Origin of the sequence: Caviibacter abscessus (assembly GCF_001517835.1) — a bacterium.
GTDB lineage: Bacteria > Fusobacteriota > Fusobacteriia > Fusobacteriales > Leptotrichiaceae > Caviibacter > Caviibacter abscessus.
Genome location: NZ_LOQG01000032.1, coordinates 25,153 through 43,530 on the forward strand (window position 1 = coordinate 25,153; position 18,378 = coordinate 43,530).

Here is an 18,378-nt window from a genome sequence, read left to right on the forward strand (position 1 = left end):
TGGGGTGAGTATGATGAAAAAAATATTTATACTTATTTTACTAATCTTATCAAATTATTCATTTTCAATATCTATAAATGATAGTAATTATCTATCAAATTTAGAACATCGTTTATTCGTGGATTCAAGTTTAACAGAATTTTATAAAGCAATAAAATTACATACAAACGTATATGCTATGAAATTTTTGGAACCAGAGAAAAAAAAGGAAGTTTCCAAAAATTCATACGATGTCCTAAGTGATAGAAATTCCGAAGCTTTTGAACTATTTAATAATATAGATATAAATTCAGTAGATTTGAACGGATACAGTTCACTTATAATATCTGCTGTGTATAATAATTTAGAGATATTTAAAGCTCTTTTAAAAAAAGGTGCAAGCTTAGAAACTAAACACCCGATTTTAGGTAAAACAATTTTAAATACAGCTATTTACTATAATTCAAATGATGTTGCAAAATATATTATTGAAAATTATAAAGAGTTCATAAATAGAGGTTCCGATTCTGACGGTTGGCTACCTATACAAGAAGCGGTTTTAAAAGAAAATGAGCAAATTTTAAAATTACTTTTAGAAAATGGGGCAATTATTAGAAAAACAGATAAAAATGGAAATGATGCCTATGATATTGCAACTATACATGGCAAAGGTAAAATGGTTAAAATTTTAAGAGATTCTGAAATGAAAAAAATAAGATTTTGGAGGAAAGCGATATGATGAGATTAACAGGAATTGGAGCTTCAGAGGGGATATCTATTGGAAGAGCACTTCTTTATACAGAAGAAAAAATAGATATGGAAAAACTTAGAGTTTCAATTATTCCGGTAGAGGCAGAAAATTTAAAGCTTGAAGATGGTATGACAAAAACAAAAATACAACTTCTTGCAATTAGAGAAAGAGTTAAAGAAAAGTTAGGCGAAGACAAAGCTTCTATTTTTGATGCACACATTGAATTACTAGAAGATGAAGACTTACTTTTTGAAGTAAAAGAAAGAATTAAAACTCAAAATATGAGTGCTGCGTATGCGTTGAATGAAGGAATTGAAGAATATTGCAATCTTTTATCAAAATTAGATGATGAATATATGAGAGAAAGGGCTGCGGATTTAAGAGACATAGGGTCAAGATGGATAAAAAATATTTTAGGTATTAAAATTAAAGATTTATCTAATTTAGAACCAAATACAGTAGTTGTAACACATGATTTGACTCCGTCTGACACAGCACAACTTGATCTTGAAAATTGTATCGGATTTATAACTGAAATAGGTGGTAAAACAGCCCATTCAGCTATAATGGCGAGATCTTTAGAAATACCAGCTATTGTCGGTGTTGGTAATATAATGAGTACTATTAAAGAAAATGAACTTGTTGTAATTGATGGTGAAAAAGGAGAATTTTTCCTTTCTCCAACAGAAGATATAGTTAAAGAATACACTGATTTAAGAGAAAAATTTTTAAGTGAAAAAGAAGAACTTAAAAAATTAAAAAATCTTTCAGCTACAACAACAGACGGAAGAACTGTAATTGTACAAGGGAATATAGGTAAACCAGAAGATGTAGATGCTGTAATTGAAGCAGGAGCAGAAGGTATTGGATTATATAGAACTGAATTTTTATTTATGGATACAGACCATATGCCTACTGAAGAAGAACAATATAGAGCATATAAAATAGTAGTTGAAAAAATGAAAGGTAAACCTGTAACTATTAGAACTATGGATATAGGTGGAGATAAAATATTACCTTATTTAAATTTACCAACAGAAATGAATCCTTTTTTAGGATATAGAGCAATTAGAATATCACTTACTCATCAAGATATGTTTAAGACACAACTTAGAGCAATACTTAGAGCATCAGCATATGGACCTGTAAAAATAATGTATCCTATGGTTTGTTCTATAAATGAAATAAGAAAATCTAATCAAATATTAGATGAATGTAAAAAAGAATTAGATGAAATTGGTAAACTATATGATAGAAATATTAAAGTTGGAATAATGGTAGAAACACCATCAACTGCAATGATAGCATATAAGTTTGCTAAAGAAGTTGACTTTTTCTCAATCGGAACTAACGATTTAACACAATATTTCTTAGCTGTTGATAGAGGAAATGAAAAAGTTTCATCATTATACAGTGCATATAATCCGGCAGTACTTGAAGCTATTCAAAAAGTAATAGATGCAGGACATGATAGAGGAATACCTGTAAGTATGTGTGGAGAATTTGCGGGAGATAAAAAAGCAACTGAAATACTTTTAGGTATGGGACTTGATTCATTCTCTATGAGTGCAAGTTCAATACTTGGAGTTAAGAAAAAAATAATTGATGCATCTTATGTGGAAGCACAAAAATATAGAGATTTAATACTAAGTAAAGATACACCGGAAGAAGTTTTAGAATGCCTAATATAAGGGGGTAATTATGAAATTAGTTATGCTTTTAGTTGAAGGATTTGAAATAGTTGAAGCAGCTGCACCTGTTGATATGTTAAGACGGGCAGGTTCAGATATTGATTTAGTTTCAGTTTTTGATGAAGAACTTGTTGAAAGTGCTCAAAAGATAAAAATATCAGTAGATAAAAAATTATCAGAAGTAAATCTTGAAGATTATGATTTAATGATACTGCCAGGTGGAGCAGGAACACATAAATACTATGAATCAGAAAAAGTTATAAATGCAATAAAATACTTTTATGAAAAAAATAAATATATGGCTGCAATTTGTGCAGCACCTTCTGTACTTGCTAAATATAATGTATTAAATGGTAAAAATGCAATATCATTTCCAAGTTATGAAAAAGTACTTGAAGAAAATGGAGCAAATGTTGTTGATACAAAGGTTGTTATTGACGGAAAAATAATAACAGCACGTTCAGCAGCGGCAGCTATTGAATTTGGGTTGGAATTAGTTGAAATTACAAAAGGAATAGAAGCTAGAAAAGACGTAGAAAATAAAATAGTGTATTAAATCGGAGAATGTTATGAAAGATATACAAATAGGAATTAAACACGAAAAATTTATGACAGTTGAAGAACAAGATTTAGCAACTCGTTGGGGTTCTGGAAAAGCAAAAGTTTTTTCAACGCCTGCCATGATAGCATTTATGGAATTAACATCAGCTGAATGTATAGAGACTTTTCTTGAAAATGATGAAATAACAGTTGGAACTATGGTAAATATACAGCATTTAAAGGCGAGTCCTCTTGGTAGTAAAGTAAAATGTGAATGTGATATTAAAGAAGTTAAAGGTAAAATGATAACTCTTTATGTATCATGTTACGTGGACAGTGTATTAATTGGTACAGGTATACATAGTAGATATGTTGTAAATAAACAAAATTTTGAAAAAAAAGCAGGAGGAGATTAAAATGGCAAAATTAACACAAGAAATGAAAGATATGTTTGCAGTTCAACTTCCAATTATAGCAACTGTGAATGAAGACGGAACACCTAATTTAGGTCCTAAAAGATCAGCAAGAGTAATTGACGATGAAACTATAATTTTTAATGAAAATACAGGTGGAAGAACACAAGCAAATATTGAAAGAAGCAAAGATATAACAATTATGATTGTAGACCGTGAAAAATTAGATGGTTACAGATTTGTAGGTAAAGCAGAAGTATATACAAGTGGAGAATATTATGACGGTGCAGTGAAATGGGCAGAAGGAAGAATGGGAGTACCAAAAGCTGCTGTAGTTATGAAAATAGAAAAAATATATACACTAAAATCAGGACCTACAGCTGGTCAAGAAATTAAGTAATGACTAATGATAGAGAAAATTCTCTGCCATTTTTGATATTACAATAATATCAGTTATTATAAGTTTAATTTATTTTATAATAATTTGTTTTATATGGAATAAATTTTTGGAAAAATATGCAAGCAGTGGAACATAATAAAATGAAAGGAATATAAAATGAATATAACTGTTTATTGTGGAGCTCATATTGGTTCTAAAAAAATATATAGTGAAAAAACAAAAGAGCTAGGATTATGGATATTAAAAAATAATTATACGCTAGTTTATGGTGGTGGAAGAGTAGGTCTAATGGGAATCCTTTCAAATGAAATAATGTCAAATGGTGGTAATGTGATTGGAGTTATGCCTAAATTTTTAGTTGAAAAAGAAATTGCTAATCCTAATTTAACTAAGCTTGTAATTGTAGAAAGTATGCCTGAAAGAAAACAATATATGATAGAAAAAGCCGACGTTTTCATTGCATTACCTGGCGGTCCTGGGACATTAGAGGAAATATCTGAAGTAATATCTTGGGCTAGAATAGGAAAAAACAGTTCTCCTTGTATTGTATACAATATTGATGGTTATTATAATCCATTAAAGAAAATGTTTGATGATATGGTAGAAAATGGATTTTTAAGTAAAGAAGATAGAGAAAATACCTTATTTTCAGATAATATGGAAGAAATAGAAAGATTTATAAAAAATTATAAGGCACCTATATTTGATGAATATAAATAGAGGCAAAATCATCTAGATTTTGCCCTTTTTTATAAATTCAATTACATTATCAGTACAAATTTTAAATCTTCTAATCATTGATTCATTTGTTAAATATGCTATGTATGCTGATAAATACGCATTTTTTCTATTTAATATTATATGATTTTTAGGTAAAGGAGGTTCTATATCAAACACATCAAGAGCACAAGCCATGATTTTGTTTTCATCTAAAATTTTTACTAAATCTTTTTGGTCTATAACTTTAGATCTGGCACAATTTATTAATATTGCATTTTTTTTCATTTTTGATAAATTTTCATAATTAAACATATTTTCATTTTCTTTAGTGTAAGGTATATGTATTGATACAATATCAGATGTTTCAAGTAATTTTTCTAAAGAAACTTTTTTAAATTTATCTGTATTTTTATTTATATCATAATAAACTATATTTGCCCCAAAAGCTTTTAAAAGTGTTGCAGTTCTTTTACCAATATTACCTAATCCTACAATTCCTACTGTTTTTTTATATATTTCATATCCCATATTCAAAAGTATTTAGATGTCTATATATGTTTAATATATGCCCTATTACTAGTTCCGAAACACATATATCTGAATACCCTGCACTATTTGTAACAAGTATGCCTTTATTTTTGCAAATATCTAAATTAATATGGTCAAGTCGGGTGAATGCAACAGATATATATTTAGTTTTATCTAATCTTAATAAAACATCATCAGGAATAGGTAAGTTAGCGATGATAATAACATCGCTATCTTTTGCTCTTTCAAATATTTCATCGGAATTTTTAGGTTTGGAATCAAAATATTTAAGTGTTACTCCTTAATTTTTAAATTGTTGTATTTTTTCATCGATCATATCTTTTGAAATCATTAATGGTTCTATAATACTTACTATCATAATATCCTACTATTCTTTTTCTTTATTATGTTTTTCAATAATTCTTTGAGCTATTTCAGCAGGAACTTCTTCATATTTAACAAAACTCATTTCAAATGTTCCTCTACCTTGAGTCATTGATTTAAGGTCGTTTATATATTTAAAAGTTTCAGCCATAGGTGCTTGAGCGATTATTAGTTGCTTATTTCCCATACTTTCCATACCCAAAACCTTACCACGTTTTTTGTTGATATCTCCCATTATATCGCCGACATATTCTTCTGGTATTTTTATTTTAAGTTCCATAATAGGTTCAAGTAGAATAGGGTTTGCTTGTTCCATTCCTTTTTTGAAAGCCATAGCGGCTGCAATTTTAAATGACATTTCAGATGAGTCTACATCATGATATGAACCGTCATATAAAACAGCTTTAATATTTGTTACAGGATAAGCTGCAAGTACACCCTCTTTTAATGCTTCGTTTAATCCTTTTTCAACAGCAGGTATATATGATTTAGGAACAGCCCCACCTACTATTTCTTCTTCAAATACAAAATGTTTATCGCTGTGGCTAAATCTTATTTTAACATCTCCGTATTGCCCATGTCCTCCAGACTGTTTTTTATATTTTCCTTGTACATCAGAGACTCCTTTTATTGTTTCTTTGTAAGGAACCTTAAGATCAGTAGCTATAACTTTTACCGAATATTTTTTACTAAGCTTATTTATTATTGTATTTGCATGTATATCTCCTTGAACTCCAAGTATAGTTTGTCCTGTTTCTTGGTCTCTTCTCCAATAAAATGATGAGTCTTCATCTCTTAACTTATGCAAAGCATTAGATATTTTATCTTCATCTGCTTTATTTGCGGGTTCTATAGCGACTAACATTTGTTCTTTAGGAAAATTAATTTCCGGTATAGTTAAAGCTTTAGGATTGATACTTAAAGTATCTGAATTTTTAGTATAATTTAATTTGTTAAATATAACTATATCACCAGTTACAGCTTTACTTAATTCAACTAAGTCGGTATGGCTCCAAGTATATATTTTATTTATTCTTTCCGTTTCGTTTTTATTAATATTATATACATCTGTATCAGGATAAATTTCACCTGAAATAACTTTTGCATATGATAGAATTCCTAAGAAAGGATCTATTACAGTTTTAAATATTTGTGCAGTAAATTCTTTTACAGAACTGTTTATTTTTACATTATCAAGAGGAGAAGGCATATATTCTTTAATCATATCAAAAGTAGTATGTATTCCTATATTTTTATAACTTGAACCGCAAATTACAGGAACTAGTGTACCATTAAGTACACCTTTTCTAAGTCCTTGGTGTATTTCTTGTGTTGTAAATTCTTCTCCTGCAAAATATTTATCCATAAGCTCTTCAGAAGTTTCAGCTACGGCTTCCATTAACATATTACGAATTTCAGATACATCAATATTGTCAGGCATTGGAGCATTTTTACAGTCAATTCCGTTATATTCTCTTGCGTATAAATCAACTACATTAATATGTCCTTTAAAATTATCAGAAACTCCCCAAGGAATATGGAATGGAGCAATTCTTTTACCAAATTTTTCTTTTAGTTCACGTATAATTTTGTTATAATCCGCTTTATCACTATCTACTTTATTTACAAATACAAATTTAGGTATTTTTCTTTCATCTGTAACTTCAAATGCAGCTTCAGTACCGATTGAAATACTACTTGTTGAATCAACTATAATAATTGCACCCGCACAAGCAGCAAGACCTGATTCTAATTCACCGATAAAATCAATATATCCTGGTATGTCTAAAAAATTGTATTTCATGTTTTGATATTCTAGAGTGTTTAAAGTTGTACTAGTTGACATTTTTGATTCATCATTAGGATTTGATACTCTTTTAATTAAACCTGCGGTATATTCAAGTGATTCTATAAAATTACTTTTACCTGCTCCTGTTTGTCCTAAAATGGCAATGTTTCTAATATTTTCAATATCATATATTCTCATACTAAAGCCTCCATCTTTTTAGTTATAATATAGTATAACTTGTTTTTTATGGTAGTCAATGCTGAGTTAATTATAAAAGTTAAAAAACAAATTTAGAATTTTTTAATATTTTTGTTACAAAAAAATAAAGTTGGATGTATAATTATGTCACATAGGTGTTATACATGAATGTATATGTGGTTTGATAAAGCTGCGATGAGACTATTTAACAAAATTACAAAAATTAAAGGAGAAAAAAATTATGAAAAAAATATTATTAGGATCAATTATACTTGCATCTGTAACAGGATTTGCTTATTTAGGAGATTCTGATGACTACCGTATTGAATATAGAAATAATAATGATTATTACAAGGGCGAAATATCAGAACGTCATTACTTATATGAAAAAAATGGGAACTCAAAAGCATATGTAAGAATAACAGGAGGTAAGGCTTACTTAGAAATAGATGGGTATACTTTAACAGGACTTAAAAGAGTATCAAGAAATGTATATCAAACATCAGATAGAACTGTAAGATTAGAACTTGTAAAAAGTGGAACAGTTGTTAAAGCATATATTGATGCATTTGGAAAATACAGAACATATATAAGTGATAAGTATTATAACGAGAATTATTCACGTCCTGAGTTTGAATCTGAGTCTGATAGTTATGTAGAAAGATTTACAAGAAAATATTATTCATATGATGGTTCTGAATTATCTGTTACAGTAAAAGGTAATACTGCAACTGTAAAACTTGATGGCGATGAACTTTATACTATGAAGAAAAAATCTGGAAGAGTATATGAAAGTAACTATACAAGACTAATACTTGAAAATAATAAGGCATATTTAAAAATTAATGGTAGAGAAAGAGAATTTTCAACAACAAGAAATTCTAATTCAAGAAATTCTGAAAAGAATTGGAATATTTCAAACAGATTTGTAGGAAACTATATATCAAATAGTGGTAAAAAATTACTTGTAATAGCAAATGATAAAGGTGCGTTTACAAGACTTGATGGTGAAGATATTTATGATTATACAAGAACATATGGAAGAGTATATGTAAGTAAATATGGAAAACTTACATTAACAAATAATAAAGCATATTTAAATGTTAATGGAAAACACTTAGAATTTAGATTATTAAGTAGCAAATCTGAAGATTTTGCAAAATAAAAAAGTAAGTTGAAATAAATAATAGTATCTGATAAAATACAGCGAGACTAATTAGTGAAAGAATTAGTATATGTAAGTTTATGGAATGAAAAATATGAAAATAATTTACTAAAATTATGATATATGAAAGGATAATAAAACTATGAAAAGAACAATATTACCACTACTATTAGTAGCAATAGTAAGTTGTAGTTCAAATGAAAAAAGAACAATTATGACAACAGACAGTATGAAACAGGCAGAACATCAACAAATGATGACAGAATCAAAAAATATGTCTGATAAAATGACTTCTGAATCAAAAGAACAAATGATGACAGAAAAAGTTGAAGAAGCAAAAGATCACATGATGCAAGAAAACAAAATGACTTCTGAAGCTAAAGAGCAAATGATGACTAAGTATGAGTATAAGTCACACAATGGAAATAGTTTACAAGTTATGATTTCAAATGGTGTGGCAAATCTAATATTTAGCGATGGTACAGTAGTAACAAATTTATACAAATTAGAAAAAAAAGAAAGTGCTTCTGGTGAAATTTATGAAAACAAAGAAGCAACATTAGCTTTAAAAGGAAATGAAGCATTTGTTGAATTTGAATTAAATATGTCTTCAGGTAAAGGAAGTACAAAAGTATACAAAACATCAGAAGGTAAAAAAGTAACAATTACAGCAGGTAAAACAGCAATAGTTAAGTTTTCAGGACATAAATCAATTACTAAATTATCAAGAATTAAGAGTACAACAGGAAAAATGTACGAAAATAAAGAAGCAACTGTAGTTTTAACAGGAAATAAAGCGTTTGTAAGATTTTATTATCAAGGTAAATAAGTTAATGAATAGGATAAATTCTTTGTGATTTATCCTTTTTATTATTGTTTTTTTTTGAAAAGATAGTATAATTATGTTATGCAAAAAAGGAGACAGTATTATGAAAAAATATTATTTAATTTTAATGGCAATTAGCAGTATTTTGTCATATAGTGTAAATTGTGAGTTAATAAATAATTTGGCAAATGCAAAGGCAAATAAAGAAAAAATAAGTATTAAACTTGACAATTTAACAAAAAAGAAAGTCAAAGACATTGACTATATATTTTCAGAAGTGTTAAAAACATCACATCAGTTAGTTCCAAAATATGTAAGCAGTATAGTTATATTCGGTATAAATGATAATGAAGTGAAAAAGGCAAATGAAGCTATAAGAATAGCTGTAATGGCAAATGATTTATATAAAGATTTGCGTGTATATGTTGATGGAAATAAAAAAATTATTGAACTAGTTAAAAGTTTAGGGATAAAAGAAACAAATATTTTTTCATACAATAATAATTCAGAAGCTATAAAAGATATAATTAAACATAAAAACGGTAGAATGGATTTATTAAGCAGAAGAGTGATATTAGTTACAAAAGCATCAAATATTCGTGTAGGTTATGCAAGCTTTATAAATACTCTTGGTGAAAACAAAGATAAAATTATACTTGATAATTATTCATACCTTGATATGAGTAGAGAGCAACTTGAACATCCTAGTAAAGATGAGATAATAAAGGCATACAAACAAATAGAATGTAAATAAAATAATTGGAGGTATCAATGAAAAAAACAATTTTAATGGGAGCAACCATATTAGCCGCTACGAGTATATTCGCTTCAAAACCTATAGAAGTTAATATATTACACATAAATGACCACCACTCACATTTAGAACCAGAAACATTAACATTTAAATTGGGTGGAAAGTCAACAAAAGTAAAAATTGGAGGATATCCTGAAGTTATACATGAAATAAAAAGACTAAAAAAATCATCAAAAAATCCTATCGTATTACACGCAGGAGATGCAATTACAGGAACTCTTTATTTCACATTATTTGGGGGATCAGCAGATGCTGCAATGATGAATATAACAGGGTTTGATTATTTCATTTTAGGAAACCATGAATTTGATGCAGGAAATGAAGGATTAAAAAAATTCTTAGATTTCTTAAAAGTTCCAGTTTTATCTGCAAATGTTAAACCCAATAAAGGAAGCATATTAGAAGGATATTGGAAACCATATGCAATTAAAAAAATAGGTAAAGAAAAAATAGGAATTATTGGACTTGATACTGTTAAGAAAACAGTTGAATCATCAAGCCCAGGTAAGGATATAGTATTTACAGATGAAGTTGAAACAGCACAAAAATACGCAGATATATTGAAAAAACAAGGTGTAAATAAAATAATTCTATTGTCACATGCAGGAACTGAAAAGAATTTTGAAATAGCAAAAAAAGTAACAGGAATTGATATAATAATAACAGGAGATACACATTACTTATTTGGTAATAATGATTATAGAAAAGTTGGATTACCTGTAGTTCAAGAATATCCTACTAAATTTACATCACCTTCAGGAGAACCTGTTTATGTTGTTGAAGGTTGGGAATACTCAAAATTAGTTGGACATTTAAAAGTTAAGTTTAATAAAAAAGGTATAGTTGAATCAATTGAAGGAAAACCTGTAATACCTTATCATGAAAATTCAACATTTGAAAGAAAAAATGCAGAAGGTAAAAAATACAACCCTGAAGGTGAAGAAAGAAAAGAAATATTAAAAGAATTAGCATCTAGCAAATATTTTGTTAAAGCTGTTGAAGATAAAAAAGGTGCAGAAGTTTTAGAAAAATTCAAAAAAGAAAAACAAACACTTGGAAATAAAGTGATAGGAAGCATAAGCGGAGAAAAGATGCCTGGAGGTTCAGCAAACAGAATACCAAATACTGCAAATCCTAAAGGTTCAATTGCAACAAGATTTGTTGCTGAAACAATGCTTACACAAATGAGAAGCTTTGGTTCACATATTGATTTAACAATACAAAATTCAGGTGGAGTAAGATCTGATATATTACCTGGAGATATGACATTTAATGATGCTTATACTTTATTACCGTTTGCTAATACATTATACTTACTTGAAATGACAGGAGCAGAAGTTAAGCAAGTATTAGAAGATGCATTAGACTTCGCATTAGTTCAAGGTTCAACAGGAGCATTCCCTTATGGAGCAGGTATTAGATATGAAGCAAATCAATATAAAGATGCTAATGGAAAAAGACTTGTTAAAGTAGAAATACAAGATGAAAAAACAGGATTATGGAATGAAATAGACGTTAATAAAACATATAAAGTAGGGACAAATGCATATATTGCAGATGGAAAAGACGGATATAAGACATTTGGAGAAGTTGTTAAATCTCGTGGTGGAGAAGATACATATTTACCTGATGCTGAAAGTTTAATTAAGTTTATGAAATTAAATCCTAGCTTTAAATCATATACAGATTCAAATGTTAAATTTAATTTCGATCCAGCAAATGAAAGAAAAAAATAAAAATATATAAAGCCAAGCATTTTGTTTGGCTTTTTGCCTTTTTTTCTAATTTGTTGTATAATTTCTGTAGTCAACAAATGAAAGGAAGTATTATATATGCAAAAATCAATAGAATTAAATGATATTGAGAAATATAGCAAAAGCTATGACAAAAAAGATTTAAAATCTTTTCAAAATGCTGTATTAAAAAATGGAATAAAAAATGCAGCGTTTAATAACGATGCAACTATAAGAGACATACATGTTTATTCTGAAAATATTGAAACAGGCAAAGTGTCAAATCAAAAAAGCTCTGGAAGATGCTGGATGTTTGCGGCACTTAACACATTTAGACACAAATTAAATAAAGATTTTAATATGCCTGAATTTGAATTATCACAAACTTATACGTTTTTCTGGGATAAATTGGAAAAATCAAATTACTTTTTAGAAAGTATAATAAAAACAGCAGATGAAGATTTAGATTCAAGATTGGTTCATCACTTATTGGCAATACCTCAACAAGATGGTGGTCAATGGGATATGTTAGTATCTATAATACAAAAATATGGTGTAGTACCTAAATCAATTATGCCAGAAGTTTTCCAAAGCACAAGCTCAATGGTTATGAATGATTTATTAAATAAAAAACTTAGAAAAAATGCACATATTTTAAGAACAAAAAGAGCAGAAGGATTAACTGTTGAAAAATTACAAGAAATCAAAGAAGAAATGCTTGATGAAATTTATACTTTCTTATGTGTAAGTTTAGGAGAACCACCTAAAACTTTTGATTTTGAATATTATGATAAAGATGGTAAATTCCATAGAGATCTAGCTTTAACACCAAAAGATTTTTATGAAAAATATGTAGGAATAAATTTAGATGAATATATAAGTTTAATAAATGCTCCTACAAAAGACAAACCATATCATAGAACATTTACAGTTGATTATTTAGGTAATGTTATTGGAGGAAAACAAATAAAATACCTAAATGTTACTATGGATGAATTAAAAGCAGCAGCAATATCACAAATTCAAGATGGAGTTTCTGTTTGGTTCGGTTGTGATGTAGGTCAAAGATCAGATAGAGAATTAGGGCTTTTAGATTCTAATGTATATGAATTTGAAAAAGGGTATGGAATAGATTTTAATATGACTAAGGAAGTAACGCTTGATTATTGCGAAAGTTTAATGACTCATGCAATGGTATTATCAGGTGTTAATATATTAGATGGTAAATCAAATCGTTGGAAAGTTGAAAACAGCTGGGGAGAAACACCAGGTAATAAGGGATATTTCCTTATGACTGATGAATGGATGGATAGATTTACTTATCAAGTTGTAGTAAATAAAAAATATTTACCTGAAGAATTAAGAAAATTAATAGAACAAGAACCTATTGTTCTTAAACCTTGGGATCCTATGGGTTCACTTGCAATAATGAAATAATGATTTCACTCCCTATAAGGGAGTGTTTTATTATATTTTCATATGATTTTTTTATTTATCTTTTTTATTTGTTGAAGTCCTTGTCAAATGATGATAAAATATATGACATACAGTAGAAAGGAAAGACTTTTAAAGTCGTGATGAAATATGAGATTTTCAAAAGCATTAATTAAAACATTTAAAGAAAGTCCAAAGGAAGCAGAGACTATAAGTCATAAGTTGATGTTAAGGGCTTCAATGATAAAGCAAATTTCAAGAGGAAATTATACATATTTACCCTTAGGGTTAAAAGTTATAAAAAAAATAGAAAATATAGTTAGAGAAGAAATGAATAGAGCAGGGGCAAATGAATTACTTATGCCTATAATGCAACCATCTGATTTATGGATAGAATCAGGTAGATATTTTGCATATGGACCTGAACTTATGAGATTTCAAGATAGAAATTCTAGAGATTTTGTGCTTGGTCCGACGCATGAAGAAGTTTCTGTTTGCATTTTCCGTGATATGGTGAAGTCATATAAGGATTTACCTCTTAACATGTATCAAATTCAAACAAAATTTAGAGATGAAATAAGACCTAGATTTGGGCTTATGAGAGGTAGAGAATTCATAATGAAAGATGCTTACAGCTACCACTTAACAACAGAGTCTCTTGATTTAGAGTATCAAAATATGAAAGAAACATATAATAGAATATTTAAAAGATGTGGGTTTAATTTTAGAGCTGTTGAAGCTGATACAGGTTCAATAGGTGGTGCAGAAAGTCATGAATTTATGGTTCTTGCAGAAGCTGGAGAAGATGATATTTTATACTCAGATACAACAGATTATGCAGCTAACATTGAAAAGGCAAGAAGTATATTAGTTGATATGAAACAGCCAAAAGAAGATAAAAAAAATATAGAAAAAATAGCAACTCCTAATTGTGAAACAATAGAAGAATTAGCAACGTTTTTTGATGTACCTAAAAGTAAAACAATAAAATCAGTTTTATTAAAAGAAGTTCTTGAAGATAAGGTAAATTATTATTTAGCTGTTATAAGAGGAGATTTGGAAGTAAATGAAATTAAAGTAAAAAATGCTTTCGGATTAAATGTAGAACTTGATTTAGTTGATGAAAATGACATAAAAGAGCTTTCAGTTGCAAAAGGATATATGGGACCATTGTCTGGTTTAAATGAAAAAATTAAGATAGTTATTGATGAAACAGTTGAGCATATGTATAATTTTGTAAGTGGAGCAAATGAGCTTGGTTATCATTATATAAACACAAATGTTTCTGATTTAAAATATGACATTGTAGCAGATATAAGAACAGCTAGAGAGGGAGATTTAAGCCCTGTAGGAGAAGGAACACTAAAGATTGCAAGAGGAATAGAAGTAGGTCATATATTCAAACTTGGAGATAAGTACAGTAAAAGTATGAATGCTAAAGTTTTAGATGAAAATGGAAAACTACAAACTGTTATTATGGGTTGTTATGGTATAGGTGTTTCAAGAATAGCAGCAGCGGCAGTTGAACAATATAATGATGAATCAGGTATAAAGTGGCCTATATCAATAGCCCCTTATGAAGTAGATGTAATAGTTACAAACTCAAAAGATGAAGAGATTGTTAACGTAAGTGAAAAAATTTATCAAGATTTAAAAAGTTTAAATATTGATGTAATAATAGATGATAGAAATGAAAAAGCAGGATTTAAATTTAAAGATGCTGATTTAATAGGAATACCTATAAAAATAATAGTGGGGAAAAAAGCAGCTGAAAATATTGTTGAGGTAAAATTAAGAAGTGAAGAAAATGGTTTTGAAGTAAGTTTAGATGATATTAATAATTACATATTAAATACAATTAAAAACTTACAGAAATTATCATAAACATTTGGAATTTTAAATGGGAAATAAACTTAGAAAAAATATAAATTTATTCTTTATTTCAACAGTACAGACAACGATTGCAAGATCATTGCCACATTCGGTTTTAACAATATTTTTATTAAAAAAAGGCATATCACTTTCAAATATAATTTTAATACAGTCTGCTTTTAGCTTAAGTATATTAATGTTTGAGTTTCCAAGTGGACTTTGGAGTGATTTGTACGATAGAAAAACAGTTTTTTTATGTTCAAATGTATTTTTAGCAATAAGTTTTTTCTCAATATATTATTTTAATAATGTGTACATGCTTTATTTAAGTTGGTTTATTTATGGATTTTCTGAGGCACTAAATAGTGGAACATTAGATGCTGATATTATAAATGATATAAAAAACGTAGAGGATAACAATTATTTAAATAATTTTTTTAAAAAATCTAATCAAGTGTACTTTTTATCGCTAATTATAGGAAGTACTTTAGGTTCATTTTTATATTTTAGAATTGGAAAAAATATATATTTAATTTCAGTATTATTGATATTAACTTCTTTTATGATTATTTATTTTTTATTTGAAAGTAATTATAAAAGGTCTGAAAATATGAAAAAACAAAGTGTATATTTACATATAAAAACCTCATTAATGGAATTACGTAGTAGTAAAATTTTAAAATATAGTTTATTGCGATTTTGTGTATTTCAAATATTTTTTCAAACACATTTCCAGTTATGGCAAGCTTTACTTATAAATAAGAATATAGATGCTAGATTTTTCTTTATATTTTACCTTGTATTTCAAGTAATAGGCATAGTATCATCGTATACACCTATAGTTGAAATAAAAGGTATAAAAAAATATTTTAAGTATGTTGTTGTCGTAGTTTTAATGATGTTTGGTTTAATTTCTATGTTAATTGTACAAAATAAAGTAATATTTATTGCTATATATACCATATTAGTATTTGTTTTTACATCTATTAGTTATTATTTTAATACCATTTTTTCAAAAGAATTATCAAAAGAAAATATAAGTTCATTAATATCACTAAAATCTACATTAGCTCGTATTGTTTCAGTAATGATATTATTTACGGTTAGTTTTTTACTTAAAGTGTTTGATATAAATAAAGTTGTTATGTTTAACTTTTCAATTGTTATAATTCTAGCAATTTTAATGATATATAAATTTTTTAAAATAAAAACAGAAAAAGATCTCTTTTTATCATGATTAGATGAAGAGATTTTTTTATTTTCATAATAGTCAAACATTTGCATTTTAATATGTAAAATGCTATAATTAATAGCAAAAAAGCAATTCTAGGAGGAGAAATGGCATTAAGAAAATTCGGTAAATATATGAAGCTTGTTACATTATTAATTATAGTTTCTGTTGTAGTATCGGTAGCATATATGGGATACAACTACATTTCAATGTATTTAAGCAATAAAAAACAAGTATTATTTAGTGTGAATGGTGAAAAGGTCTATAAAGAAGATTATGATAAAGAAATAGCAAATATAACAAGTCAAATAAATAATTTTTATGAACAAAATAAAGCGGCAATAGATGAAAAAACATATAAAAAATTGCCTGAAGAAAAAATAAAAGAAATGGCTCTTGCAAAGCTTATAGATAAAGCATCATATATGATACTTGCAAATAATTTAAAAGTAGAAGTAAGTAAAACTGACATTAGTAATAAACTAAAGGAAATAGAAAAAAATGTCGGTGGTTCTGATACATTATCTTTACTTCTTGCACAAAGAGGGACAAACTTAACTGAGTTAAAATCAGAAATTAAAACTACATTATTATATGAAAAAACAGTTGATAAATTAAAAGCTAAAATTAAACCTACAGATACACAATTAGAACAATTATATAATAGATTTAAATATAGCCAATTTGAAGGAAAAACATTTGATGAAGCTAAAGAAGATGTAAAATCTTTATATTACGAACAAAATGTAGTATTTTTACTTGGTTCAGCTCGTGAAGAAGTATTTAAAAATATGAAAATAAGTGTAAAATATGAAGATAAAGAAATTGTAAAATTATTTGATAATTTAAAAAAAGTTGAAGTTAAAGTTGATGAGTACGAATATACAAGAAAATCAATGCTTTCAAAATATTTAAGTTCTTTTGTTAAATCACCTTTAGGATATACTGATGATTTAGAAAAAACTGTAAATAATGAAATGAAAGAAAATCTTACATCATTAATTGCAAAATATAAGGAAGCAAGTGAAAAAGGAGTTAAGGTTTTAGATGGTTTAAACCCTATGAACAAACTACTTAATTTATTACAAAATTATTTCTATTTTTTAATTGACACGTATCAACCTACAAATGAAAAAATGCAAGAATGGTTTAAACAAAATAAGAAAAGATATGATGTTGCAAATACAGTGTCAGGTCAAATATTTGGTATGAAATATGTTGCGAGTAAAGAAGATGAAGAAAGGGCTTTAAAAAAAGCAAATGAAATAAAAGCAGGATTAACAGTACAAAACTTTAGTGAACAAGCAGATAAGTTTACACAAGATCCAGGTACAAAAGGAAAAGGTGGAGCTTTAGGAATGGTTGATGTGACTAAGCTTGTTTCTGAATATGCAAAAGCTGTAAAGGAAGCAAAAGTTGGAACTATAGTAGGACCTGTTAAGAGTCAATTTGGTTACCACATAATTTATGTAGTAGCAAAAGATGAAAAAAATGCTAACATGTATGATACAAAACACATATTAATAAAACCCGAAATTTCTAAAGAAACAAAAGATGCAGCTATAAAACAAGTTAGGGAAATAGCTAATAAAATAAAAGAAAATAAATTAACTTGGGAAGCAATAGCTCAAGATAAGAGTGGTACATATGATAAGTTTGATATTAAAGAACCCTTTGCAAAACAAACAATAAACGATGCATTACCACATTTAGGATTTAACTATGAAACAAATAAAGCGATATTTGATTCTAAAGTTGGAGATATAATTGAAAAAGAATTAGGAGATTCATTTGTGATTATACAAAAAACTCAGGAAATTGAATATAAAGAAGCAAAATTTGAAGAAGTTAAAGATAGAATTAGAACTGAATTAGCATTTGAATATGCGAATGCACAAATATCAAAATAA

At 27.6% G+C, this 18,378-nt stretch carries 17 protein-coding genes; 14 read left to right on the top strand and 3 right to left on the bottom strand.

Annotation, left to right across the window (positions count from 1 at the left end; genetic code table 11):
• Positions 1-13 precede the first annotated feature (13 nt).
• The 6 genes from AWT63_RS04300 (at position 14) to AWT63_RS04325 (ending at position 4,494) form a co-directional block, all read left to right on the top strand.
• A complete protein-coding gene (locus AWT63_RS04300) occupies positions 14-718 on the top strand; it encodes an ankyrin repeat domain-containing protein (protein ID WP_068268587.1) in 705 nt (234 codons plus the stop codon).
• Positions 715-2,421, top strand: coding sequence for a phosphoenolpyruvate--protein phosphotransferase (gene ptsP / locus AWT63_RS04305; protein ID WP_068268588.1), 1,707 nt, complete (start codon positions 715-717; stop codon positions 2,419-2,421). The genes AWT63_RS04300 and ptsP overlap by 4 nt, the downstream gene beginning before the upstream one ends.
• Positions 2,422-2,431: 10 nt before the next feature.
• A complete protein-coding gene (locus AWT63_RS04310) occupies positions 2,432-2,977 on the top strand; it encodes a DJ-1 family glyoxalase III (protein ID WP_068268589.1) in 546 nt (181 codons plus the stop codon).
• A gap of 13 nt (positions 2,978-2,990) precedes the next feature.
• Complete coding sequence (locus tag AWT63_RS04315; RefSeq protein WP_068268590.1) at positions 2,991-3,377, top strand: thioesterase family protein; 387 nt, start codon at positions 2,991-2,993, stop codon at positions 3,375-3,377.
• A 1-nt stretch (position 3,378) separates the two neighbouring features.
• On the top strand, positions 3,379-3,774 hold the full coding sequence (locus tag AWT63_RS04320; protein ID WP_068268591.1) for a pyridoxamine 5'-phosphate oxidase family protein: 396 nt from the start codon (positions 3,379-3,381) through the stop codon (positions 3,772-3,774).
• 156 nt (positions 3,775-3,930) lie between these two features.
• Positions 3,931-4,494 (top strand): LOG family protein, encoded by a 564-nt coding sequence (locus AWT63_RS04325; protein ID WP_068268592.1) that lies wholly within the window; start codon positions 3,931-3,933, stop codon positions 4,492-4,494.
• 12 nt (positions 4,495-4,506) lie between these two features.
• Here the strand turns inward: AWT63_RS04325 and AWT63_RS04330 are convergent, their stop codons facing one another.
• The 3 genes from AWT63_RS04330 to AWT63_RS04340 all read right to left on the bottom strand — a co-directional run bounded on the left by AWT63_RS04330 (position 4,507) and on the right by AWT63_RS04340 (position 7,393).
• Positions 4,507-5,022: a 2-hydroxyacid dehydrogenase gene (locus tag AWT63_RS04330; RefSeq protein WP_156414506.1), complete on the bottom strand. Its 516-nt coding sequence runs from the start codon at positions 5,020-5,022 to the stop codon at positions 4,507-4,509.
• A complete protein-coding gene (locus AWT63_RS06575; RefSeq protein ID WP_082680452.1) occupies positions 5,012-5,275 on the bottom strand; it encodes a Rossmann-fold NAD(P)-binding domain-containing protein in 264 nt (87 codons plus the stop codon). The genes AWT63_RS04330 and AWT63_RS06575 overlap by 11 nt, the downstream gene beginning before the upstream one ends.
• 135 nt (positions 5,276-5,410) lie before the next feature.
• The gene (locus tag AWT63_RS04340; protein WP_068268595.1) at positions 5,411-7,393 is read right to left on the bottom strand and encodes an elongation factor G; all 1,983 of its coding nucleotides are present in this window, start codon (positions 7,391-7,393) and stop codon (positions 5,411-5,413) included.
• Positions 7,394-7,634: 241 nt separating this feature from the next.
• On the opposite strand from AWT63_RS04340, the gene AWT63_RS04345 reads away from it, so the two are divergent.
• The 8 genes from AWT63_RS04345 to AWT63_RS04380 all read left to right on the top strand — a co-directional run bounded on the left by AWT63_RS04345 (position 7,635) and on the right by AWT63_RS04380 (position 18,378).
• Positions 7,635-8,558 carry a hypothetical protein gene (locus AWT63_RS04345; protein ID WP_068268596.1) on the top strand — a complete coding sequence of 308 codons (924 nt, stop codon included), beginning with the start codon at positions 7,635-7,637 and terminating at the stop codon, positions 8,556-8,558.
• 142 nt (positions 8,559-8,700) lie between these two features.
• Positions 8,701-9,387, top strand: a complete 687-nt coding sequence (locus tag AWT63_RS04350; RefSeq protein WP_068268597.1) for a hypothetical protein — start codon at positions 8,701-8,703, stop codon at positions 9,385-9,387.
• A gap of 100 nt (positions 9,388-9,487) precedes the next feature.
• Positions 9,488-10,138, top strand: coding sequence for a hypothetical protein (locus AWT63_RS04355; protein WP_068268598.1), 651 nt, complete (start codon positions 9,488-9,490; stop codon positions 10,136-10,138).
• 17 nt (positions 10,139-10,155) lie between these two features.
• On the top strand, positions 10,156-11,934 hold the full coding sequence (nadN, locus tag AWT63_RS04360) for an NAD nucleotidase (RefSeq protein WP_068268599.1): 1,779 nt from the start codon (positions 10,156-10,158) through the stop codon (positions 11,932-11,934).
• A gap of 96 nt (positions 11,935-12,030) precedes the next feature.
• Positions 12,031-13,368 (top strand): C1 family peptidase, encoded by a 1,338-nt coding sequence (locus tag AWT63_RS04365; protein ID WP_068268600.1) that lies wholly within the window; start codon positions 12,031-12,033, stop codon positions 13,366-13,368.
• A 147-nt stretch (positions 13,369-13,515) separates the two neighbouring features.
• Positions 13,516-15,249 carry a proline--tRNA ligase gene (locus tag AWT63_RS04370; RefSeq protein WP_068268601.1) on the top strand — a complete coding sequence of 578 codons (1,734 nt, stop codon included), beginning with the start codon at positions 13,516-13,518 and terminating at the stop codon, positions 15,247-15,249.
• A 16-nt stretch (positions 15,250-15,265) separates the two neighbouring features.
• Entirely contained in the window at positions 15,266-16,474 is a 1,209-nt protein-coding gene (locus AWT63_RS04375; RefSeq protein ID WP_068268602.1) for an MFS transporter, read from the top strand.
• A gap of 101 nt (positions 16,475-16,575) precedes the next feature.
• A complete protein-coding gene (locus AWT63_RS04380) occupies positions 16,576-18,378 on the top strand; it encodes a peptidylprolyl isomerase (RefSeq protein ID WP_068268603.1) in 1,803 nt (600 codons plus the stop codon).